Source organism: Streptomyces sp. NPDC060232, assembly GCF_042726555.1.
Lineage (GTDB): Bacteria > Actinomycetota > Actinomycetes > Streptomycetales > Streptomycetaceae > Streptomyces.
On record NZ_JBHXAG010000017.1, the window covers coordinates 147198 to 168078 of the forward strand.

A 20881-nucleotide genomic window follows, 5' to 3' on the forward strand; every position below is an offset into this window, starting at 1 on the left:
CGGTTGGTGGCGCGAGGCGGGTGGCGGGTGGCGCGGCGGTGGAGCGATTCAGGCTATTTTCTGACGCTTCGCACCGGAGAGGCAATCGAGGGTCAGTGAGACCCCTATGCCGATGGCGAGCGCCGCGAGGTGCCCCGCGTCCGTGAAGGTCCGGCCCCGCTTGAGGACCGGTGCCGCCGCGAGCGCCAGCAGTCCGGCCCGGGCGGCCGCGCGGACGGCCCCGCGGGGCAGGGCGGAGGTCAGCGCGCCGAGGACGGCGTTGAACCCGTAGCTCGTCCCCACGTCCAGGGCGCGCCGGGTCGCGGAATCCGCGGTCCTGCGCAGCCCCCCGTAGACGAGGAGGGTCGCCGAGGCGTGCCCGAACAGGAACACCGCGGCCGTCCACCAGGCCCCGTACGCGTACTCCGCGTAGCCCAGCACCGCGACCAGCAGCAGCGCGTACGGCAGGGGCATCGGCTCTTCGACGACGAGAGCGCTGCTCAGCAGCGTCTCCCAGCGCCCGGCGGCGAGGTTGTCGACGTTGGTCGAGCAGTCCCGGAGCAGCCGCTCCCGGTCGGCCGGTCCGGTGCGCTCCAGGGCGTACGCCCCGAGCTGGACTCCGCCGGCGTACACCGCGCCCCATCCCTGATCTTGCGTGGGTATCCCCGGCTTCGGCCGGGGAGGGAAACGCATCTTAAGGCCGCTGTGACCCGCAGGTCACAGCGGATGCTTCTGCTGCTCGATGTACTGACGGATCACCGTGAGCGGTGCGCCTCCGCACGATGAGGCGAAGTAGGAGCGGGACCAGAAGACGGAGCCTATCCCGGTCCGGTTGATTCGGCCGGTGTACTCGGCTCGTAGGTAGCGGGAGCTGACGCCCTTGAGGCTGTTGATCAGCTTGGACAGGGCGATCTTCGGCGGGTAGTGCACGAGCAGGTGGACATGGTCGGCTTCGCCGTTGAACTCGCGTAGTTCCACGTCGAAGCCGGCGCACACCTCGCGCATGATCTCTTCGCACCGCTTGAGCATGGCGTCATCGAAGACGCCACGCCGGTACTTGGTGACGAACACCAAATGTGCATGCAGGTTGTAGGAGACGTGACGGCCAGTGCGAATGTCGGGATCCGGGTTCCAGCGTGGTGACATACGCCAAGGGTAGTATGATCTCGCGAGCCGGCCAGGAAGGGGGTGGGCCGGATGATCCGTGCGTATAAGTTCCTCATACGGCCCACGGTGGGCCAGCAAGCCGCACTCGGCGAGATGCTGCGTGACCACTGCGCGCTCTACAACGCGGCCTTGCAGGAACGCCGCGACGCCTACCGGCACGCTTCGAAGACGAGCATCACGTACGGAATGCAGTCGGCGCAGCTCAAGGAGATCCGGGCGTTCGACCAGGAGCGTCAGGGCCGTTGGTCGTTCTCGTCGCAGCAGGCGACGCTTCGCCGTCTCGACAAGGCGTTCGCCGCGTTCTTCCGCCGGATCAAGTCCGGGGAAACGCCCGGATACCCGCGTTTCCGTGGGGTGAACTGGTTCGACACGGTGGACTTCCCCAAGGACGGCGACGGCTGCCGCTGGGACTCCACGCCGCACGACCCCGTCACCCGTGTCCGCTTCCAAGGTGTCGGCCACGTCAAGGTCAACCAGCACCGGCCGGTGGTCGGCAAGGTCAAGACCGTCTCGGTCAAGCGTGAGGGCAAGCGCTGGTACGTCATCCTCACCGCCGAGCAGCCCCGGCCCGAGCCGCTTCCCGCGACCGGCTCTGTGGTCGGCATCGACATGGGCATCGCCTCGTTCCTCACCACCTCCAACGGTGAGCACATCGAGAACCCACGGCACGGCCGGAAGGCCGCCGCGAAGCTCGAAGCCGCACAGCAGAAGCTCAGCCGGTTCGGACGCATCCGCCGGGGCAAGCGGACCGCGAATCATCAGCGGGCCGTCCAGCGGGTTGCCGATCTTTGTCGAAAGGTGCGCCGCCAGCGCCTCGACCACGCACATAAGACCGCGCTCGGGCTGGTCCGTGACCAGGACCTGATAGCGCACGAGGATCTCAGGATCCGCAACATGGTCAAGACGGCCGCGCCGAAGCCGGACCCGGAACAGCCGGGCGTCTTTCTGCCCAACGGTGCCGCCGCCAAGACCGGACTCAACCGTTCGATCTCGGATGCCGGATGGGGGGTGTTCCTGACGATCCTGCACGCCAAGGCTGAAAGCGCCGGACGGGAAGTGATCGCCGTGGACCCCTGCAACACTTCCCGGAGCTGCCCCGAATGCGGGCACGTCAGCGCGGAGAACCGGCCCACCCAGGAAAGGTTCCACTGCGTTAGCTGCGGCCACCAGGCGCACGCTGACACGGTGGGTGCGATCAACGTTCTACGGGCCGGGCTGGTCCGTCGCGATGCCACCCCGGCATAGCGAGAAGCCTCCTCATTTACGAGGGGGAGGAGTCACGGAAGTGGATTCACATGCTCATGATCGGATAAGCCTCTGGCGGAAGCCAAGGGGCGTCGTGCGAACATGTCCCGGCCATGTTCGAATCCTTCGCGCCGCTGCGCGCCACCCGAGCCGCGATGTTCGCGGCGATGTGCGTGGCCCTGGGCGCGGTGGGGCATTCGTACATGTCCGGCACGGACATCCCCTTCTTCGGCCTTATCGGTGCTTTCGCGGTGACCTTCGGCCTCGCCTGGCTCGCCGCCGGACGGCGGCGGGGACCCGTGGGGATCGCCGTGGCCGTACTCGCCGTACAGGGCGTGCTGCACCTCGTCTTCTCCGGCAGTCAGGCGGCGGAGACCACCGACGGGCCCGCCGCGATGCGGCAACACCTCCACCACGTGTCCGCGGCCGACGCGAGCCTGGGGGACGTGGCGGGTACGGCTGACCTGGCTGGGACGGCCGGTCACGGCGGCGCCGGGATGATCGCCGCGCACCTGCTCGCCGGGCTGCTCTGCGCCGCCTGGCTCGCCCGGGGCGAAGCCGCCGTCTTCCGGCTGGCCCGCGTCCTGGGCGCCGCCGCGCTGCACGCCGCCCGGCCGCTCGCCCGCGCGCTCGACCTGGTGCGGGCCCGGGTGGCGGCCGTACCGGCCCCGCCCGCCTTCCCCGCCCCGTACCCGGATCGGGAGCCGCGCCGGCTGCGCGGAGCGGTACACGCCCACGCCGTGGTGCGCCGCGGGCCGCCGCGGGGCGGCAGCGCACACCGTTTCACGGCCCCCGGCCGTCCTGCCCGCGCCTGATCCGGCGCACCCCCACGGCGCATCCGCGCGAGGGAGGCGAGGCCCGGGGCCGCAGTCCCCATGCCTTCGCCAACCCCTAGGACCACCATGTCCCTTGACGAGTTCCAGGACGTCCGCACCCCGGACTCCGACCCGCCCGCCACCTCCACACGCCGCGGCGGCAACTGGGCGGCCGTACGCCCGCTGCTCCTGCGCATGCACTTCTACGCGGGCCTGCTCATCGCCCCGCTGCTGTTCCTCGCCGCCGCCACCGGGCTGCTGTACGCCGCCTCCTGGCAGGCCGAGAAGATCGTCTACGCCGACGAGCTGACCGTCGCCCGCGTCGGCGACGGCGCCCTGCCGCTCAGCGCCCAGGTCGAAGCGGCCAAGGGATCCGCACCGCAGGGCGAGGTCGTGTCCGTGTGGCCCGGCCCCGACGCCGAGGCCACCACCCGCGTGATCATGGAGAGTTCAGGCCTCGCCGAGGGCGAGACCCTCACCGTGTTCGTGGACCCGTACACCGCCGAGGTGCGCGGGCAGCTCACCACCGTCGGCGACGCGCTGCCGCTGCGGGCCTGGCTGAGCACGTTCCACTCCAACCTCCAGCTCGGGGAGTTCGGCCGCAACTACAGCGAGATGGCCGCCAGCTGGATGTGGGTGGTCGCCCTCGGCGGCCTCGCCCTGTGGATCGGCCGCCGCCGCAAGCGCAGGGCGCAGCTCGTCCTGCCGGACCGCACGGCCACCGGGCGCCGCCGGACCCTGTCCTGGCACGGGGCCGTCGGCCTCTGGTCCGTCGCCGGACTCGTCGTCCTCTCCGCCACCGGCCTGACCTGGTCGAAGTACGCCGGTGAGAACATCGGGCAGCTCCAGGACAGCCTCGGCGGGGCCACTCCCGCCGTCTCCGCCAAGCTGAACCCGGGTGCGGAGGCCGGCGGCGCCGACGAGCACGCGGGCCACCACATGCCCGAGGGTGCGGAGATGCCCCCGCCCGCCCCCACCGCCGACGTGGGCATCGACCGGGCCGTGGCCGCCGCCCGGGACGCCGGCGTCACCGAGGCGATCCGCGTGACCCTGCCGGCCGAGGGCAAGGGGTACGTCATCAAGGAGCAGGACAAGCAGGTGCCGGTGCACTTCGACACCGTCGCCGTCGATCCGGCCGACGCCCGGGTCATGGACGAACTGCGCTTCGCCGACTACCCCCTCCTCGCCAAGCTGACCCGCTTCGGCATCGACCTGCACATGGGCCAGACCTTCGGCCTCGCCAACCAGGTCGTGCTCGCCGCGCTGGCCGTCGCCCTGATGCTGCTCATCTTCTGGGGCTACCGCATGTGGTGGCTGCGCCGGCCGACGAAGGACCGCGCGCTGTCGGTGGGCCGCGCGCAGCCGCGCGGCGCCTGGCGCAAGCTGCCCGTGACCGTGGTGCTGCCGCTGGCCGCGGTGACGGCGCTGGTGGGCTGGTTCATCCCGCTGCTCGGGATCAGCCTGGCCGCCTTCCTGGTGGTGGACCTGCTGCTCGGTCTCGTGACACGCCGTCGGGCGGCGGCGGCCGCGGCCGCGTAGCGCGGGGCGTACTTGTAGCCCACCCGGCGCCTCCCGTCACCCGTTCGCCTCGCGGACGCGCCCACCGCCCTCAGGCGGGCGGCGGCGCGTCGGCGGTGGGCTCCCGGTCCGGTGGGAAGGTGAGGCGGCTCCAGGTCGGACCGGTGGACCAGTCCTTTTCGTCGCGGGCCCAGCGGGTCATGACCGCCGCGACCTCGGCCGCCGTGGGCAGGTACGTCTGGAAGTGCCGGTCGGCGGAGCCGGCGCGGTGCTCCAGCTGGTAGTCGTCGCCCTCGTCGTGCCACACCTGTATGTACTCGTCCGGATCCGCCGTCAGCCGCTCGACGACGACGAAGTGGTCCCCGTCCGCGCCGATGCGCGCCACGAGTTCGGACAGAAAGCCGAGCGCGGGCCGTTCGTAGGACTCGCCGCGCTCCGTGTGGATCCTGATCGCCAACATGGGTCCACCGTGCCACCCGGCACTGACAACGCCCGCCGGGCCTCGGGAGGCTCGGCGGGCGTCGGTGTCCGGGGGAGGAGGCGGCCGTCAGGCCAGGCCGTCAGGCCAGGCCGTCCTTCTCCAGGCCGGTGCAGCAGGTGTCCGTGATCAGGCGGGTCACCACGTACGGGTCCACGTTCGCGTTCGGGCGGCGGTCCTCGATGTAGCCCTTGCCGTCCTGCTCCACCTGCCACGGGATGCGGACCGAGGCGCCGCGGTCCGAGACGCCGTAGCTGAACTCGTTCCAGGGGGCGGTCTCGTGCAGACCCGTCAGGCGCTCGTCGATGCCGGCGCCGTAGTTCTTCACGTGGTCGAGCGGCTTGCTGCCCTCGCCCAGGGCCTCGCAAGCCGAGATGATCGCGCGGTAGTCCTCGCGCATCGCCTTCGTGGAGAAGTTGGTGTGGGCACCCGCGCCGTTCCAGTCGCCCTTGACCGGCTTCGGGTTCAGCGTCGCGGAGACGTTGAAGTCCTCGGCGGTGCGGTAGAGCAGCCAGCGCGCGATCCACAGCTGGTCGGAGACCTCCAGCGGGCCCACCGGGCCGACCTGGAACTCCCACTGGCCGGGCATGACCTCGGCGTTGATGCCCGAGATGCTCAGGCCCGCCGCGAGGCAGTGGTCCAGGTGCTTCTCGACGATCTCGCGGCCGAAGATCTCGTCCGAGCCGACACCGCAGTAGTAGCCGCCCTGCGCGGCAGGGAAGCCGCCCACCGGGAAGCCCAGCGGACGGGCGCCGTCGAAGAAGGTGTACTCCTGCTCGATGCCGAAGATCGGCTCCTGGCCGGCGAACTTCTCGGCGACCGGACGCAGCAGCGCGCGGGCGTTCGACTCGTGCGGGGTCATGTCGATGTTCAGGACCTCGCACAGCACCAGGACGTCGTCCCCGCCGCGGATGGGGTCGGGGCAGGAGAACACCGGCTGCAGGACCCTGTCGGACGCGTGGCCCTCGGCCTGGTTGGTGCTCGATCCGTCGAAGCCCCAGATCGGCAGCTCGGCGCCGTCGGCCAGGATCTTCGTCTTGGAGCGAAGCTTCGCCGTCGGCTCGGTGCCGTCGATCCAGATGTATTCAGCCTTGTAGCTCACGGGCCCCATCCTCAGACTCTGCGGGTGCTGCTGGACGCTGCTTCATCGCTGCGGTGTTGACCGCAGCGTGCCCGCCCGCGATTTCTCCTCCGTTGCCCGTGTGTGAACCCCGTGTTACCGAGGTTCATGCCACTGCTCGGGCGGCGTGTGCGGGTTGGCGGTCGAGCACCCGTCCGGGTGGGGCACACTGGCCGCGTGAGCATTTCGTCTGATGTGAGCCCTGCCGGAGACCGTGCCGGAGATCCCGCCGCGACCACCGCCGCGACCGCCGCGACCACCGCCGCGACCACCGCCGCGACCGCCGAGAGCGCCGCCGCGACCGCCGAGAGCGCCGCCGCGACCGCCGAGAGCGCCGCCGCGACCGCCGCCGGTCAGGCCCCCGCAGCCCCCCGCCCCCGGGTCGGGCTGCTGGGCACCGGCCCCTGGGCGCACCGCACGCACGCCCCCGCCCTCGCCGCACACGCAGGCTCCGACTTCGCCGGTGTGTGGGGCCGGCGGCCCGAAGCCGCGGCGGAGCTGGCGGACGAGTACGGCGTGAAGGTGTACGAAGACCCCGACGCGCTGTTCGCCGACTGCGACGTCGCCGCCTTCGCCCTGCCGCCCGACGTCCAGGCCCCGCTCGCCGTGCGCGCGGCCGCCGCGGGATGCCACCTGCTGCTCGACAAGCCCGTTGCGACGACACCGCAGGACGCCGAGGCCGTCGCCGACGCGGTCGCCCGCCACGGGGTCGCCTCCGTCGTCTTCCTCACGCTGCGCTTCGCCGAGCCCACCGCGGGCTGGGTCGCCGAGCAGGCCGCCCGCACCGGCTGGTTCACCGCGGCCGCGCACTGGCTGGGCGCCGTCTTCCCGCCCGACGGCACGCCCGGCGCCTACGCCGACTCGCCCTGGCGCAAGGCCAAGGGCGGGCTGTGGGACGTCGGTCCGCACGCCCTGTCCGTCCTGATCCCGGTCCTCGGGGACGTCACCGGGGTCAGCGCCACCCGCGGCCCCTCCGACGTCGTCCAGCTGGCGCTGCGGCACGCCTCCGGCGCGGCCAGTACCGCCGTGCTCAGCCTGGGCGCGCCGCGCGCGGCCGCCGGGGTCGGGCTGGAACTGCGCGGCACCGAGGGCGTGCACGAACTGCCCGGCTGGAGCGACGTACCGGGCGCCTACGGGCGGGCACTCGACGCGCTGCTCACCGCCGCCCGGACGGGCGTACCGGATCCGCGCGGAGCGGAGTTCGGGGCCCGGCTGACGGAGATCCTGGCGCAGGCGGAGGCGCAGCTCCCCGAGTAGAGGCGCAGCTGCCTATTTGATGAGGGCGTTGGCGACGATGATGGCGAGGCCGATGGTGGCGTCGGCCAAGCCGATCAACAGGGCCGAACCGGCCCGGTAGCCCACGCGGAGTGCCACGACCGAACCCCAGGTGAACAGCAGGGCGGTGTTCAGGCCGAGCCCGACGGCCGTCACCCCGTACGAGTCCCAGTCGAAGATCCCGGAGACGATCAGCAGCAGGACGGTGGGCAGGGCGGCCGCGATCAGCGGCCACTCGTTCCACAGCGCCAGGGCCAGGAGCCGCCACCGGTGCCCGGCCGAGCCCTGTTCGTGGGACGCCATGTGGTGGGCGTAGCCGTGCGCGAGTCCGGCCGTGGCCGCCGTCACGAGCACCCAGCTGGCGTCGTAGTACGGGGTGAAGTCGCCGCCCTTCTGATCGAGCGCGGCCAGCAGCCCGCTGGCCAGGACCGTCCCGTACACCCCGCCGAACATCCAGTCGACCCCTCGCCGGGACGGGGGGAACGGGTGTGCGCTGGGGGCGGGTTGTTGCGGCTGCTGCTCGGTCACGGCGAGTCCTTTGGTGCGGTACGTCCCATTTTGGTGCTCCGGTCACCCTACGAGGTGCGGGGTGGGGACGAGTGAAGGAGAGTGGCCGGGCCGACCCGCCGTGCGTGCCCGCGCCCGGCTACCGGTCCGCCGCCGTCCGGCGGGCCACCTCCGCAAGGGCGTCCACGGCGCGACCGAACGCCGAGTCCGGGGGTGCCGTCGGCGGCCAGGGCCCGGTACGGCGGCAGCCGCGTCCCGCGGGCCGTCGGCCGCTGCGCACGGCGGTGCGCAGGGCCGGGGCGAGGGCGGTGGGCCGGGCACCCTCGGCGGGCCGCTCCAGGTGCAGGTCGGACCCGGAGGCGGTGGCGGAGTCGGAGTGGGTGCCGGAGCCGGAGCCGGAGCCAGAGCCAGAGCCGGATCCGGAGCCGGAGTCACCGGCGCGGCTCCGAGGCGAAGACGGCATGGGTGTCCGTCAGGAAACGGCGGACGGTGTCGCGTTCGGCGGGGCCGAAGGAGTCCAGCACCCTCAGCACCCCGTCGATCAGCGGCCCGAAGAACTCCCGGCCCAGGCGGATCGCCGCCGGCTCCACCCGCAGCAGGATCCGGCGCCGGTCCTGGTCGTCGCGGATCCGGGCCACGTGGCCGAGCCGCTCCAACCGGTCGATCACGGCGGTGGTGCCCGCGGAGTTGAGGCCGAGCCGGGCGCCGAGCAGGCCCGCCGTGGCGGGCTCGGCCGCGCGGTCCGCGTCCAGCAGGCAGATCAGGGCCCGTACGTCGGTGGGGTGCATGCCGTTGCGGGCGGCGAACTCCCCCTGGCGCAGGCCGAAGTCGACGGTCACCGCCCGCAGCAGGTGCACCAGCTGGAGGTTGTCCGGCTCGCGGCCGTCCGGCTCGCCGAGTTCGCCCGGCTCGTGGTTGTCGTGCACATCGCCTCCCGCCTAACATCTCGTTCAGCGAGATTATCGCCTGGCGAGACATTGGAGCAGCCCGTGTCCTCTCCCACCTCCTACTCCTCCTTCCGCGCCGCCTACGACGAGGTGCTCGGCGGATGGCCCGGCCCTGTAGAGGCCGTCGACCTGCCGACCCCCTACGGGGTCACCCGCATCAACAGCTGCGGCCCGCTCGACGCCCCGCCGCTGGTCCTGCTTCCGGGCGGCGGGGCCACCTCCGCGGTGTGGGGTGCCTGCGCCGCCGCCGGGGCGGCCCGCACCCACCGCGTGCACGCCGTGGACCTGGTGGGCGAACCAGGACTCAGCGTCCCGGAGCCCGGGCGGCCCCTGCGGACCGCCGGGGATCTGGCCGACTGGCTCGACGCGGTGCTCGACGGGCTCGGCCCGCGCGGACCGGTGACCCTCGGCGGGCACTCGTACGGGGCCTGGATCGCCGCCCATCACGCAGCCAGGCGGCCCGCCCGGACCGGCCGCCTCGTCCTGCTCGACCCGACCCAGGTCTTCGCGGGACTGCGCCCCGGCTATGTCCTGCGCGCCCTGCCCATGCTGCTGCGGCCCACCCCGCGGCGGATCCGCTCCTTCCTCGCCTGGGAGACCGTCGGGGCGGCCCTCGACCCGGCCTGGCTCCGGCTCCAGGACGAGACCGCCCGCTTCCCGGCCGCCCGGCCCGTCACCGGCCCGCGCCCGGACCTCGGCCGGCTCGCGCAGCCGCCCGGCGGGCGGGCGGGGATCCGGGTGGACGTCCTCTTCGCCGGGCGGGCCCGCTGCCACGACTCCGTCCGGGCCGCCCGCGCCGCGCGCGAGGCGCTGCCGGGTGCGCGCGTCGACGTACTGCCCGGGGTCTCGCACCACGCGCTGCCCCTGACGGCCGCCGCCGAGATCGCCCGCCTGCTCGCGGGCTGAGACCCGCGCGTCTGTGCCGAAGCGACCCGAAGAGTCGCCGTTCTCCTGACCTGTCCGCCGGTCCGGCCTTCGCGGCCACTTCCCCCCACCGTCCCGCTCGCGTCCCCCAGTCTCGCCCGCTGTACGGCGCCTGCCCGCGCTGCTCCGACGCCGAGATCTGGCGTCCTGAGGACCGGCGGAGTGGGGCTGCGAGCCCCTCCACCACGCGGTCAGCGAGCGCTACCGCGCCTGCACGGCGGTCACGCCCGCCGCGTCCGGACGGTACGGGACAGGGCGTCGCGGACGGCCTCTTCGGAGCGGGCGACCACGGCCGTGCCGTCCTCGGCGGTGATGATCGGGCGCTGGATGAGCTTCGGGTGCGCGGCCAGGTGGGCGATCCACCGGGCCCGCGCCGCGTCCGTCTCCTCGCGCGGCAGGTCCCCTACGCCGGTCTCCTCGGCCAGCGGGTCCGACGTGCGGGTGATGTCCCACGGCTCCAGCCCGAGACGGCCCAGCACCTCGCGGATCTCGTCCTGCGACGGCACGTCCTCCAGGTAGCGGCGGACGGTGTACTCGGCGCCCTCCGCGTCCAGGAGGGTGAGCGCGCCACGGCACTTGGAACAGGCGGGATTGATCCAGATCTCCATGCCCCCAACCCTATCCAGGGCCCGTCTGGCCAGGGGCTTCTGTCAGTGGTCCCCGGTAAAATCGAGGAAGAACGACAGGAAGCCAACTACCGTTTGGGAGGCTGTAGATGGCCACTGCCAGCACCGTCCGGCCCGTCCAGAAGAAGCCGCTGCCGGCGGGCCTGCCCCGCGAGTGGTACGAGAGCCACAACCGCCGTCTGAAGGCGATGCGGCTGGCGATATCCCTGCTCGACTCGGGGACGTATGACGCCAGGCGCGCCACCAACCGGAAGATCCGGACGATGGCCGTCAGGACGGGGATCCACCGGCCGTCCAACGTCACCTGCAAGATGGTGCGCGCCTTCATCAAGGAGTCGTGACGGCTCATCACCGCATGCCCGGCTCCGGCCCCGGCTCCGGCCCCTGACCATGGGCCGGAGCCGGGCCTCCGGGCCCATCACGGGCGGCCGTCCGGGGAGAGCAGCAGCAGGGCCACGTCGTCGCCCGGTCCGCCCTTGGTGAAGGCCGACAGGTCCCGCCACACCGCCCCGACCAGCCCCACCGGGTCCCGCGCCAGGACGGGCACCCGGGTCGCCAGGGGGTAGAAATGCCCCGCCGCGTCCCGGGCCTCGGTCGCGCCGTCGGTGTGCAGCAGAAACTGGTCCCCGGGCAGCACCGGCAGCTCCACCGCCTTGGGCGGGGCCGGTCCGGCGAGCCCCAGGCCCAGCGGAGGGCCCGGTTCCACCGTCACCTCGTCCACCGCCGCCCCGCGCAGCCTCAGCGCCGGAGGATGCCCGCACGACACGAACCGTACGAGGTCCAGCCCCGGCGGGAACTCCACCAGCACTGCCGTCGCGAACAGCTCCGGATGGTCCGCATGGGCGTCCGCCGCGTCCGCCAGCAGCCGCCGGTCCAGCCGCGCCGCCACCGCCGCCAGCTCCGTGTCGTCGAGCACGGCCTCGCGGAAGGCCCCGAGCAGCGCCGCCACCGTGGCCACCGCCGCCAGGCCGTGCCCCTGCACGTCCGCGACCAGCGCCCGTACCCCGAACGGCCCGACCCGTACGTCGTACAGGTCGCCCCCCACCAGCGTGCCGCGCTGCGCCGCCTGGTAGAGGGCCGAGCAGCGCACCGCGCCCACCCGGTCCGGCACCGGGGGCAGCACCGCCAACTGGGCGGCCTCCGCGACGGTCCGTACGCTGACCAGCTGTTCGTCCCGGCGCTGGCGGACCCAGGCGATGACCACGCTCAGCAGCCCGACGACGGCCACCGTCGCCAGGTCCGTGCCCCGGGCTTGGGCGACGCCGATGTCGTGCACCCCCAGCAGCAGCAGGACGATGGCTGCGAAGGCCGCGGTCCCGGCCGCCCCGTACGCGAAGGCCGCCACCGGCGGCAGACCCGCCAGGAAGAACCCCAGCTCCACGTCGGTGGTGAGCGCCTGCGCCAGGACGAGCGCCACCAGGGCCGCCGCGGGCGCGATCCGGGCCCAGCGCGGCGGTGGCTCGCCGCGCAGCCTGCCCGGCTCATCGCGTCCGCGTCTCACCCCTCCACCCTGGTACGGGGGCCGGGCCCGCGCACCCCGGACCGGTCCGCCGGGTGGCTCCGCGCGCCCCGGGCCGCGACAGTGGTGGCGTGAGGGGAAACGAAGGCCCGGGACGGAAGCCGGGCCGTGCCCACGTCGAGGCGCACGGCAGCGGTGACGGCGCGGTGAGCGCGGGCATGAGCACGCGGCTCAACTGGCTGCGCGCGGGGGTGCTCGGCGCCAACGACGGGATCATCTCCACCGCGGGTCTGGTGGTGGGTGTGGCCGGGTCCACCACCTCGCGCGCGACGATTCTGGCGGCGGGCGTCGCCGGGCTGCTGGCGGGCTCGCTGTCCATGGCGGCGGGGGAGTACGTCTCCGTCAGCTCCCAGCGGGACTCCGAACGGGCCGCCCTCGACATGGAACGCCGTGAGCTGGCCGAGGAGCCGGAAGCGGAGCTCGACGAGCTCACCGACCTGCTGGCGCAGCGGGGCCTGAGCCGGGACGTCGCCCGGGAGGCCGCCGAGCAGCTCACGCAGCGGGACGCGCTGCGGGCCCATGCCCGGCTGGAGCTGGGGATCAACCCGGAGGAGCTGGCCAACCCGTGGCACGCGGCCTTCGCGAGCCTCGTCGCCTTCACGGTGGGGGCGCTGCTGCCGCTGCTGGCGATCATCCTGCCGGGGCCGTCGGCGCGGGTGCCGGTGACGGTGGTGGCGGTGCTGGCGGCGCTCACGCTGTGCGGGGTGCTCAGCGCACGGCTGGGCGGGGCCCCTGTGCCGCGGGCGGTCGCCCGCAACGTCATGGGCGGCGCCCTCGCGATGGCCGTCACCTACACGGTCGGTACCTGGCTCGGCACCGCGACCACCTGACCCGGCGCTCCGCCCCGGCCCACACGGCGCCCCACACCCCGCGCCTCAAACGCCGGCGGGGGCTTGATTCTGCCCCCGCCGGTCCTCAGGTGCGGCCGTGAGCACCAGCCCCGCCGGCATTCGAGGCGCGGGCGCGCGGCGCCGTGTCGGGACGCCCGCCAGGGCCGGGGCGGCGCGCGCCGGGGCCGACGGCCGGGCCCGGGCCCGTATCCGACCGCGGCGCGGCGCCACCCCCAATCCGCCGACGCCGGCGCAGCGGCCCGGCAGGATGGGGGCATGCGCATCGCAGTCACCGGGTCGACCGGGCTCATCGGCAGTGCACTCGTGCGGTCCCTGCGGGCCGGCGGACACGAGGTGGTGCGGTTCGTGCGGCGGGAGCCGGCCGGCGCCGACGAGGCGCGGTGGGATCCGGAGCGCGGGCACGTCGACCGGGCCGCCCTGGCCGGCTGCGGCGCCGTCGTGCACCTGGCCGGGGCGGGGATCGGCGACCACCGGTGGACCGCCGCGTACAAGCGGAAGATCCGCGACAGCCGGGTGCTGGGCACGACTGCGCTCGCGCACGCGCTCGCCGGCCTCGACGAACCGCCCGGCGTCCTGGTCAGCGGCTCCGCCGTCGGCTACTACGGGGACACCGGCGACCGCGTCGTGGACGAGGACGCCCCCGCCGGACACGGATTCCTGCCTTCCGTCTGCCTGGAGTGGGAGGCCGCCGCCGCCCCGGCCCAGGAGGCCGGGATCCGCACCGCGTTCGCCCGTACCGGACTGGTCGTCGCCAAGGAGGGCGGGGCCTGGGGGCGGATGTTCCCCCTCTTCCGAGCCGGCGTCGGCGGCCGGCTCGGCGACGGCCGCCAGTACTGGCCGTTCATCTCCCTCCACGACGAGGTCGCGGCCCTGCGCCACATCATCGACACCCCGGACCTCCGCGGCCCCGTCAACCTCACCGCCCCCGAACCGCCGACCAACCGCGAGGTCACCGCTGCCATGGCCCGGGTGCTGCGCCGGCCGGCGGTGCTGCCCGTACCGGCCGTGGCGCTGCGCCTCGTGCTCGGGGAGTTCTCCGAGGACGTGCTGGGCGGTCAGCGGGCCCGTCCCACCCGGCTGCTGGAGTCCGGTTTCGTCTTCCGCGACCCCGATATCGAGCAGGCCATCCGCGCCGCACTCCGATAGTCGGTGTGCGACCGTGTGCGACCGTTCGTGACCCGGATGCGACCGTTGTGCGACCGGAGTTGTTCGTAATACCCGGCCGAACTCGGGTTCCCCCGCGACCGGTTGGGGGAAGGAGGATCCCCACACAGCCGCGCCGACCTCGGGGAGGGGCACGTGCTCAGCAGCGCACCCAATGCCGCACACCATGCGGACGTCGTCATCGTAGGAGCCGGAGTCTCAGGACTCGCGGCCGCGCACCACCTGATCGCAGCGGGGGTCACGGTCACCGTCCTGGAGGCCGCGGACGGCCCCGGCGGGCGGATGGCCACCGAAACGGCCGACGGGTTCCGCCTCGACCGGACAGCCCAGTGGCTCAACACCGCGTACAGCGAACTCGAACGCACCCACGCACTGCGCGCCCTGGTCCTGCGCCCCTTCACGCCAGGGGTCCTCGTCCACACCGACGGCAGGCAGCTGCGGGCCGGGTCCCTCACCCCCGCCCGCGCCCTGGCCAGCGGATCCCTCGACCAGGCCCGGCTCAGCGCCGCCCTCGGCAGGCTCGCCGTGCTGCCCGTGGACAAGCTGCTCGCCCGGCCCGAACGCTCCGCCGCCGCCGCCCTGCGCACCCGCGGCCTGCCGCAGCGCACCCTGGGCGGCGTGCTCAGGCCCCTGCTCGCCGCCCTGCTCCGGGACCCGGACCTCACCACCTCCAGCCGGGTCGCCGACCTGGCCCTGCGCACCTTCGCCCGCGGCCGCCTCGCCGTGCCCGAGGGCGGCGCCGCGGCCCTGCCCGACCTGCTCGCCTCCGGACTGCCGCCCGGCACCGTACGGACCGGCATCAGAGTCCGGTCGGTCGCCACCAACCTGGTCACCACCGAGGAGCACGGCGACTTCCGCTGCCGCTCCGTCCTGCTCGCCACCGGCGCCCGCGCCGCCGCCGAGCTCCTGCCCGGCCTGCGCGTGCCCGCGTTCCACGAGGTCACCGTCCTGCACCACGCCACCGCCGCCCCCCTGCCCCGGGACGGTTCGCTGATCCTGGACGGGGACCCCCACTGGCCCGTCTCCCACACCGCCGTCATGAGCGCGGTCGACCCGACGCGCGCCCCGGCCGGCCGGAGCCTGGTCACCACGACCGTGCTCGGCCCGCCGCCCCCCGCGCGCACCGTCGCCTCGCGCCTCGCCCGCCTCTACGACACCCCCACCCGCGAATGGGAGCTGCTGGCCGTCCACCACACCCCGGAGGCCGTCCCCGCCATGCCTCCGCCGCACGACCGGCGCCGCTCCGTCCGGGTCCTGGCCGGGCTCTACGTGTGCGGTGACCACCGCGACGCCAACACCGTCCAGGGGGCCCTGCACTCAGCCCGCCGCGCCTCCTGCGCGATCCTGCGCGACTTCGGCATCCCGCTGCCGGTCTCCCCGGAGCCCGCACTCCCGGTGGCGGCCTGAGAACCACAGAAGCCACAGGGGCCCGGTCCACCGCCTCGGGACCGGGCCCCTGCCACGTCCGGATCAGGACAGCGCCGCCACCCGGTCCCGGTACGTCCGCACGGCCGCCGCGTCCCGGTACGGCTCCAGCCGCCGCTCGAAGTCCCGCACGTACTCCACCGCCCGCACCGACCGCATCTCCATCGCCTGCTGCGCCGCCTCCGCACCCAGCGCGCACGCCTGGTCCAGCTCACCCAGCCCCAGCCGGGCCGTGGCCAGCACCACCCGGCAGAACAGCCGCGACCGCGCGAACCCCGGCGCCCTCAGCTGCAGGGACCGCTCCGCGTGCTGCGCCGAGGCCCGGTACTGCTGGAGGTCCCGGTGGCAGTGCCCGAACTCGTCCGCCAGCTGAGCCTCGTCGTACAGCCGCGCCCAGTGCGGTACGTCGTCCCCCGGCCGGGCGGCGCCCAGCGCGCGCTCGGCCCGCACCAGGCAGGCCGTCGCCGCCCGGACCTCGCCGAGGACCGCGTGCCCCCGCGCCTCCGCCGCGTGCAGCATCGCCTGCACCACCGGCGGCGGGCCGGATCCGACGCCCTGCTGGGCCACCCGGGCCAGCTGCACCGCCTCCCGGCCGTGCCCGAGGTAGACCGCCTGCCGGCTCATGGTGATCAGCACGTACGAGCCGTAGGGGCGGTCCCCGGCCGCCTGCGCCAGCCGCAGGGCCTGTACGAAGTACCGCTGGGCGAGACCGTGCGCGGCGATGTCGTAGGAGGTCCAGCCCGCGAGCCGGGTCAGGTCCGCGGCGGCGGCGAACAGCCGCCGCCCCGTGGTCTCGCCGTAGGTGCCCCGGAGCATGGGCTCGGCCTCGTGCTCCAGGTACCGCACGAGCGCCTGGCGGGCGTGCCCGCCGCCGTAGGCCTGGTCCAGGGTCCGGAAGAGCTCGCCCACCGACCGCAGCGCGGCGATGTCGCCGGCCGTCACGCGCTGACCGGGGCCGCGGTCGATCTGCCGCTGCCGCGGCACCGTGGCCCGGCCCTGGAGCGGGATGCGGGCGGGCGCCGGTTCCGCGCCCCGGGCCACACGCTCGTCGGGCCGCCCGATCAGCCAGTCCCGGCTGGGCACGACCAGGCCGGCCGGAGTGAAGGCGATCTTCCGGAGTTCGGCGTGGGAGCCGGAGTCCTTGCGCCACAGGCCGCTCGCGATGTCCACGGCCTCCTCGGGGGTGGCCGCGAACTCCAGCCCCGCGTAGACCGGGGCGCAGGCGTCGAGACCCAGGTCCTGCGCGGAGAGCCGGCGGCCCAGGCGCCGGGTGAAGACCTCGGCGATCAGCGCCGGCGTGGTTCCGCGGGGTTGCTGGCCGCGCAGCCAGCGGGTCACGGACGTCTTGTCGTACCGCAGGTCGAGACCGTGTTCCAGACCGAGCTGGTCGACGCGGCGGGCTAGCCCGGCGTTGGAGAACCCGGCTTCGGCGATCAGCGCCGCGAGCTGCCGGTTGGGGACACGCTGGGCAGGTCGTTCCGTCATCGGCTCCACGGTTTCCTGACGCGACGGACCGGAGTCCCGGCCCTTGAACGGCGTGAATGTAGCGGCGAACGTCGCCCAGGCCGCCCTCTCTGCCCCACATTCATCCGATCGTGTGCAGAATCGGTAGGGCTCTTTACGGACTCGCCCCCTCCACCCGCGTACGCTGCGGGCCATGACCCGCCGGCCCCACCGGCCGCGCCTCCCCGAGGAGCGGCCCGACTCCACCGCTCCGCTGCCTCCGCCCGAGCTCACCGAGGCCGAGTGCCGGCGCTGCGGTACCTATATCGCGGGGCTCGACGGGCGCTACGCGTGCGGCGTGTGCGGCTGGGTGAACGACCACTCGGAGGGCCACCGGCGGCTGCCGCGCGCGGACGAGGACCCGGACCGCCCGCCGAAGGGCCGCCGACGGCCCAAGCAGCTGCCGTGGCGCATGCCGGAGCCCGGGCCGGAGCCGCGCCCGGAAGCCGGGTCGGCCGGGTCGGAGTCGCGCCCGGAGCCGCGCCCGGAGCCCCGGACGAGGCCGGCCGCGGGGCCCTGAAGGGGCCCGCACGGTCAGTCGTACCCTTGCTCAGGGAAGTACGTGCACACAGCAGGTTCAATGAGGAGGCGCTGCGGTGGCTGAGCTTGGGTTTGTCCGTCTGGGCTTCGGAGCGGAATCCGTGGAGTACACCCGGGCCTGGGAAGAGCAGCGCAGGGTGCACGCGGCCCGCTTCGCGGACGAGATCGAGGACACCTGCCTGCTGGTGGAGCACCTGCCGGTCTACACGGCCGGGCGGCGCACCGACCCCAGCGAGCGCCCGCTCGACGGCACCCCCGTCGTGGACGTCGACCGCGGCGGCAAGATCACCTGGCACGGCCCCGGCCAGCTGGTCGGCTACCCGATCATGAAGCTGCCCCGCCCGGTGGACGTCGTGGCCCACGTCCGCCGCCTGGAGGAGGCGCTGATCCGCACCGCCGCCGAGTTCGGCCTGGAGACCACCCGGGTCGAGGGCCGGTCCGGCGTCTGGGTCCTGGGCGACCCCGTCGAGGAGCGTCCGAAGATCGGCGGGCTGTCGCTGGAGTTCGACCCCCGGCTGCACGACGAGGAGTTCGACGCGCGCCTGAACGGCCCCGAGTACGCCCCCTCCAACGCCGGCCAGCGCCGCGAGGACCGCAAGCTCGCCGCCATCGGGATCCGGGTCGCCAAGGGCGTCACGATGCACGGCTTCGCGCTCAACGTGAACCCGGACAGCACCTGGTTCGACCGGATCATCCCTTGCGGGATCCGGGACGCCGGTGTGACCTCGCTCTCGTACGAACTGGGCCGCGAGGTCACCATCGCCGAGGTGCTCCCGGTCGCCGAACGCCACCTGAAGGACGTACTGGAGCACGCCGAGTTGCGGCCCCGTGAGATCGAGACCGCCTAGCCGTCGGGGAAGCCCCGGGAGCCCCCGGGAATGAGTCCGGCCGCTCGCAGGTTGGGCGACGTAAGAGCGTACGAAATTACGGGCGTACCCTGGTGGGCGCCCGAACAATCGAAGTCACAGGGAGCCGGTCGTGTCCGCAGTCGCACCCGACGGACGCAAGATGCTGCGCCTGGAGGTCCGGAATGCCCAGACCCCCATCGAGCGCAAGCCCGAGTGGATCAAGACGCGGGCGAAGATGGGTCCCGAGTACACCAAGATGCAGGCCCTGGTGAAGGGCGAAGGACTGCACACGGTGTGCCAGGAGGCCGGCTGTCCCAACATCTACGAATGCTGGGAGGACCGCGAGGCCACCTTCCTCATCGGCGGTGACCAGTGCACCCGGCGCTGTGACTTCTGCCAGATCGACACGGGCAAGCCCGAGGCGCTGGACCGCGACGAACCGCGCCGCGTCGGCGAGTCCGTCGTCACGATGGACCTGAACTACGCCACCATCACCGGCGTCGCCCGCGACGACCTCGCCGACGGCGGTGCCTGGCTGTACGCCGAGACCGTGCGCCAGATCCACCAGCAGACGGCGGGCCGCGAGGCCGGCCACACCAAGGTCGAGCTGCTGGCCCCCGACTTCAACGCGGTGCCGGAGCTGCTGGAGGAGGTCTTCGCCTCCCGCCCCGAGGTCTTCGCGCACAACGTCGAGACGGTGCCGCGGATCTTCAAGCGGATCCGCCCCGGCTTCCGCTACGAGCGCTCGCTTGAGGTGATCACCAAGGCCCGCGCCTACGGCCTGGTCACCAAGTCGAACCTGATCCTCGGCATGGGCGAGGAGCGCGAAGAGGTCTCGCAGGCTCTCAAGGACCTGCACGAGGCCGGCTGCGAGCTCATCACCATCACCCAGTACCTGCGGCCCTCGCCGCGGCACCACCCCGTCGAGCGCTGGGTGAAGCCGGCCGAGTTCGTGGAGCTGGCCAAGGAGGCCGAGGAGATCGGCTACTCCGGCGTGATGTCCGGCCCGCTCGTCCGCTCGTCCTACCGGGCGGGACGCCTGTACCAGCAGGCGATGGAGAAGCGCAGCGGAGCCGTGGCGTAGCCCGACCGGGGGAACAGCGGCGCAGCCGGGTCCGAGCGGCCGTCCGACGCCGGACGCCACCGTGCGTGTGAAGTCGCGCACAAAGTGCTACCAACGGGTAATCCCGCACCGACGCGGCCCCTAGGCTCTTTCCCGAGGGAAAGAACCCGGCGGGCCGCGTCGGCGTCTGCAACGTGTCCATCACATTTGACCGGCCGGTCATGCCCTGGTAACACCAGTCAGTGACGCTTGGTCCACGCACCGTACACACCGCCCACCTCCCCCCAGACGTGAGCATCGCGAAAGGGATCGACATCATGCAGGCCGCGCCAGTACGCGCAATCGCCATCCCGACGCTCTCCGACGCCTTCCGCGGCATCGAGTCCCTCCTCATGAGCGGGGCCCGCCGCAACGCCTGGACGGCCGTCCTGGAGGACCGCAAGAGGGCCAGGGACCGGGTCGAAACCGAACACGTACTTGAGGCCGCGGCTACCCGAACCCCGCAGGCCACGTAAACTTCGCTTTATGGCGAGGAAGTCAAACGCAGAGACTGCTGCGAACCCCGGGCGACTGAAGCAGATCGCCCTGACGTACAAGATGACGCGCAAGGCCGACCCGAAGGTCGGTCTGATCGTCGCGGGCGTGGGAATCGTCACCTTCGGTGTCTTTCTTGCGATCGGCTTCCTGATCGACCACCCGGTCTACCTGGGCATCCTGGGCTTCCTGGTGGCTTTCCTCGCGATGGCGATCGTCTTCGGGCGACGGGCCGAGCGGGCTGCCTTCGGGCAGATGGAGGGACAGCCGGGAGCGGCCGCGGCCGTACTGGACAACGTGGGACGGGGCTGGAGTACCACCCCCGCCATCGCGATGACCCGGCAGCAGGACATCGTCCACCGCGCCGTGGGCAAGGCCGGCGTCGTGCTGATCGCCGAGGGCAACCCGAACCGCGTGAAGCCGCTGCTCGCGAACGAGAAGAAGAAGATGGCCCGGATCATGCCGGACGTGCCGGTCCACGACTTCATCGTGGGCACGGGCGAGGGCGAGGTGCCGCTCAAGAAGGTGCGCACCACCCTGCTCAAGCTGCCGCGCGTCCTGTCGGGCCCCCAGATCACCCAGGTCAACGACAAGCTGCGGGCCATGGGCGACCTCATGAGCAACATGCCGCTGCCGAAGGGCCCCATGCCCAAGGGCATGAGGATGCCGCGCGGCGGAAAGATGCGCTGAAGCGCCGACGCGCACGGCTGATTTTCCGTATACGACACAGGGGTGCCCCCGAGCCGGCCGCCGTCCTCGGCGATCACCCGCAGGCCCAGGGCCCGCTTGCCGGGTGTGGACCCCACGGTGGCGACGGTGAGGATCGTCAGGGC

The 20881-nt window shown here is 73.2% G+C and carries 24 protein-coding genes and 1 pseudogene; 14 read left to right on the top strand and 11 right to left on the bottom strand.

Annotation, left to right across the window (positions count from 1 at the left end; translation table 11 throughout):
* Window positions 1-48: 48 nt before the first annotated feature.
* Window positions 49-612, bottom strand: coding sequence for a rhomboid-like protein (locus tag ACFWFZ_RS24090; RefSeq protein WP_387124881.1), 564 nt, complete (start codon window positions 610-612; stop codon window positions 49-51).
* Between the two features lie 84 nt (window positions 613-696).
* The gene (tnpA, locus tag ACFWFZ_RS24095; protein WP_387124882.1) at window positions 697-1125 is read right to left on the bottom strand and encodes an IS200/IS605 family transposase; all 429 of its coding nucleotides are present in this window, start codon (window positions 1123-1125) and stop codon (window positions 697-699) included.
* A 51-nt stretch (window positions 1126-1176) separates the two neighbouring features.
* Here tnpA and ACFWFZ_RS24100 point away from each other — a divergent pair, with 51 nt between their 5' ends.
* The 3 genes from ACFWFZ_RS24100 (at window position 1177) to ACFWFZ_RS24110 (ending at window position 4745) form a co-directional block, all read left to right on the top strand.
* Complete coding sequence (locus ACFWFZ_RS24100; RefSeq protein WP_387124884.1) at window positions 1177-2391, top strand: RNA-guided endonuclease InsQ/TnpB family protein; 1215 nt, start codon at window positions 1177-1179, stop codon at window positions 2389-2391.
* A 113-nt stretch (window positions 2392-2504) separates the two neighbouring features.
* Window positions 2505-3206: a hypothetical protein gene (locus tag ACFWFZ_RS24105; RefSeq protein ID WP_387124885.1), complete on the top strand. Its 702-nt coding sequence runs from the start codon at window positions 2505-2507 to the stop codon at window positions 3204-3206.
* A gap of 87 nt (window positions 3207-3293) precedes the next feature.
* Window positions 3294-4745, top strand: a complete 1452-nt coding sequence (locus tag ACFWFZ_RS24110; protein ID WP_387124886.1) for a PepSY-associated TM helix domain-containing protein — start codon at window positions 3294-3296, stop codon at window positions 4743-4745.
* A gap of 70 nt (window positions 4746-4815) precedes the next feature.
* On the opposite strand, the gene ACFWFZ_RS24115 is transcribed toward ACFWFZ_RS24110, so the two are convergent.
* Both ACFWFZ_RS24115 and glnII read right to left on the bottom strand, forming a co-directional pair.
* Complete coding sequence (locus tag ACFWFZ_RS24115; protein ID WP_387124887.1) at window positions 4816-5184, bottom strand: hypothetical protein; 369 nt, start codon at window positions 5182-5184, stop codon at window positions 4816-4818.
* 100 nt (window positions 5185-5284) lie between these two features.
* Window positions 5285-6304 (bottom strand): glutamine synthetase, encoded by a 1020-nt coding sequence (gene glnII / locus ACFWFZ_RS24120; RefSeq protein WP_387124889.1) that lies wholly within the window; start codon window positions 6302-6304, stop codon window positions 5285-5287.
* A 405-nt stretch (window positions 6305-6709) separates the two neighbouring features.
* On the opposite strand from glnII, the gene ACFWFZ_RS24125 reads away from it, so the two are divergent.
* Window positions 6710-7579: a Gfo/Idh/MocA family protein gene (locus ACFWFZ_RS24125; RefSeq protein WP_387124922.1), complete on the top strand. Its 870-nt coding sequence runs from the start codon at window positions 6710-6712 to the stop codon at window positions 7577-7579.
* A gap of 12 nt (window positions 7580-7591) precedes the next feature.
* Here ACFWFZ_RS24125 and ACFWFZ_RS24130 read toward each other — a convergent pair whose 3' ends face one another.
* From ACFWFZ_RS24130 to ACFWFZ_RS24140, 3 genes are all read right to left on the bottom strand, one after another.
* The gene (locus ACFWFZ_RS24130; protein ID WP_387124890.1) at window positions 7592-8125 is read right to left on the bottom strand and encodes a hypothetical protein; all 534 of its coding nucleotides are present in this window, start codon (window positions 8123-8125) and stop codon (window positions 7592-7594) included.
* Window positions 8126-8243: 118 nt separating this feature from the next.
* Window positions 8244-8567: a hypothetical protein gene (locus tag ACFWFZ_RS24135; RefSeq protein WP_387124892.1), complete on the bottom strand. Its 324-nt coding sequence runs from the start codon at window positions 8565-8567 to the stop codon at window positions 8244-8246.
* Entirely contained in the window at window positions 8536-9030 is a 495-nt protein-coding gene (locus tag ACFWFZ_RS24140; protein WP_387124893.1) for a MarR family winged helix-turn-helix transcriptional regulator, read from the bottom strand. The genes ACFWFZ_RS24135 and ACFWFZ_RS24140 overlap by 32 nt, the downstream gene beginning before the upstream one ends.
* 63 nt (window positions 9031-9093) lie before the next feature.
* Here ACFWFZ_RS24140 and ACFWFZ_RS24145 point away from each other — a divergent pair, with 63 nt between their 5' ends.
* Window positions 9094-9957, top strand: a complete 864-nt coding sequence (locus tag ACFWFZ_RS24145) for an alpha/beta fold hydrolase (RefSeq protein WP_387124895.1) — start codon at window positions 9094-9096, stop codon at window positions 9955-9957.
* Between the two features lie 239 nt (window positions 9958-10196).
* On the opposite strand, the gene ACFWFZ_RS24150 is transcribed toward ACFWFZ_RS24145, so the two are convergent.
* Window positions 10197-10583, bottom strand: coding sequence for an ArsC/Spx/MgsR family protein (locus tag ACFWFZ_RS24150; protein ID WP_387124898.1), 387 nt, complete (start codon window positions 10581-10583; stop codon window positions 10197-10199).
* 107 nt (window positions 10584-10690) lie between these two features.
* Between ACFWFZ_RS24150 and ACFWFZ_RS24155 the strand changes: the two genes are divergently transcribed.
* A complete protein-coding gene (locus ACFWFZ_RS24155) occupies window positions 10691-10942 on the top strand; it encodes a hypothetical protein (protein WP_030828613.1) in 252 nt (83 codons plus the stop codon).
* Between the two features lie 77 nt (window positions 10943-11019).
* On the opposite strand, the gene ACFWFZ_RS24160 is transcribed toward ACFWFZ_RS24155, so the two are convergent.
* Window positions 11020-12102: a PP2C family protein-serine/threonine phosphatase gene (locus ACFWFZ_RS24160; protein WP_387124899.1), complete on the bottom strand. Its 1083-nt coding sequence runs from the start codon at window positions 12100-12102 to the stop codon at window positions 11020-11022.
* A 176-nt stretch (window positions 12103-12278) separates the two neighbouring features.
* On the opposite strand from ACFWFZ_RS24160, the gene ACFWFZ_RS24165 reads away from it, so the two are divergent.
* From ACFWFZ_RS24165 to ACFWFZ_RS24175, 3 genes are all read left to right on the top strand, one after another.
* Window positions 12279-12950: a VIT family protein gene (locus ACFWFZ_RS24165; RefSeq protein WP_387124923.1), complete on the top strand. Its 672-nt coding sequence runs from the start codon at window positions 12279-12281 to the stop codon at window positions 12948-12950.
* 276 nt (window positions 12951-13226) lie between these two features.
* The gene (locus ACFWFZ_RS24170) at window positions 13227-14117 is read left to right on the top strand and encodes a TIGR01777 family oxidoreductase (protein WP_387124900.1); all 891 of its coding nucleotides are present in this window, start codon (window positions 13227-13229) and stop codon (window positions 14115-14117) included.
* A gap of 153 nt (window positions 14118-14270) precedes the next feature.
* On the top strand, window positions 14271-15542 hold the full coding sequence (locus ACFWFZ_RS24175) for an FAD-dependent oxidoreductase (RefSeq protein ID WP_387124902.1): 1272 nt from the start codon (window positions 14271-14273) through the stop codon (window positions 15540-15542).
* 63 nt (window positions 15543-15605) lie between these two features.
* Here the strand turns inward: ACFWFZ_RS24175 and ACFWFZ_RS24180 are convergent, their stop codons facing one another.
* A complete protein-coding gene (locus ACFWFZ_RS24180) occupies window positions 15606-17045 on the bottom strand; it encodes a regulator (protein ID WP_387124903.1) in 1440 nt (479 codons plus the stop codon).
* 172 nt (window positions 17046-17217) lie between these two features.
* Between ACFWFZ_RS24180 and ACFWFZ_RS24185 the strand changes: the two genes are divergently transcribed.
* The 5 genes from ACFWFZ_RS24185 to ACFWFZ_RS24205 all read left to right on the top strand — a co-directional run bounded on the left by ACFWFZ_RS24185 (window position 17218) and on the right by ACFWFZ_RS24205 (window position 20738).
* Window positions 17218-17583, top strand: coding sequence for a hypothetical protein (locus tag ACFWFZ_RS24185; RefSeq protein WP_387124905.1), 366 nt, complete (start codon window positions 17218-17220; stop codon window positions 17581-17583).
* A gap of 76 nt (window positions 17584-17659) precedes the next feature.
* A complete protein-coding gene (gene lipB, locus ACFWFZ_RS24190) occupies window positions 17660-18451 on the top strand; it encodes a lipoyl(octanoyl) transferase LipB (protein WP_387124906.1) in 792 nt (263 codons plus the stop codon).
* A 130-nt stretch (window positions 18452-18581) separates the two neighbouring features.
* The gene (lipA, locus tag ACFWFZ_RS24195) at window positions 18582-19535 is read left to right on the top strand and encodes a lipoyl synthase (RefSeq protein WP_037927122.1); all 954 of its coding nucleotides are present in this window, start codon (window positions 18582-18584) and stop codon (window positions 19533-19535) included.
* A gap of 296 nt (window positions 19536-19831) precedes the next feature.
* Window positions 19832-20029, top strand: a complete 198-nt coding sequence (locus ACFWFZ_RS24200) for a hypothetical protein (protein WP_030030928.1) — start codon at window positions 19832-19834, stop codon at window positions 20027-20029.
* Window positions 20030-20039: 10 nt separating this feature from the next.
* Entirely contained in the window at window positions 20040-20738 is a 699-nt protein-coding gene (locus tag ACFWFZ_RS24205) for a DUF4191 domain-containing protein (RefSeq protein ID WP_387124908.1), read from the top strand.
* 47 nt (window positions 20739-20785) lie between these two features.
* On the opposite strand, the pseudogene ACFWFZ_RS24210 reads toward ACFWFZ_RS24205, so the two are convergent.
* Window positions 20786-20881, bottom strand: a pseudogene (locus ACFWFZ_RS24210) (RDD family protein); the annotation flags it as partial.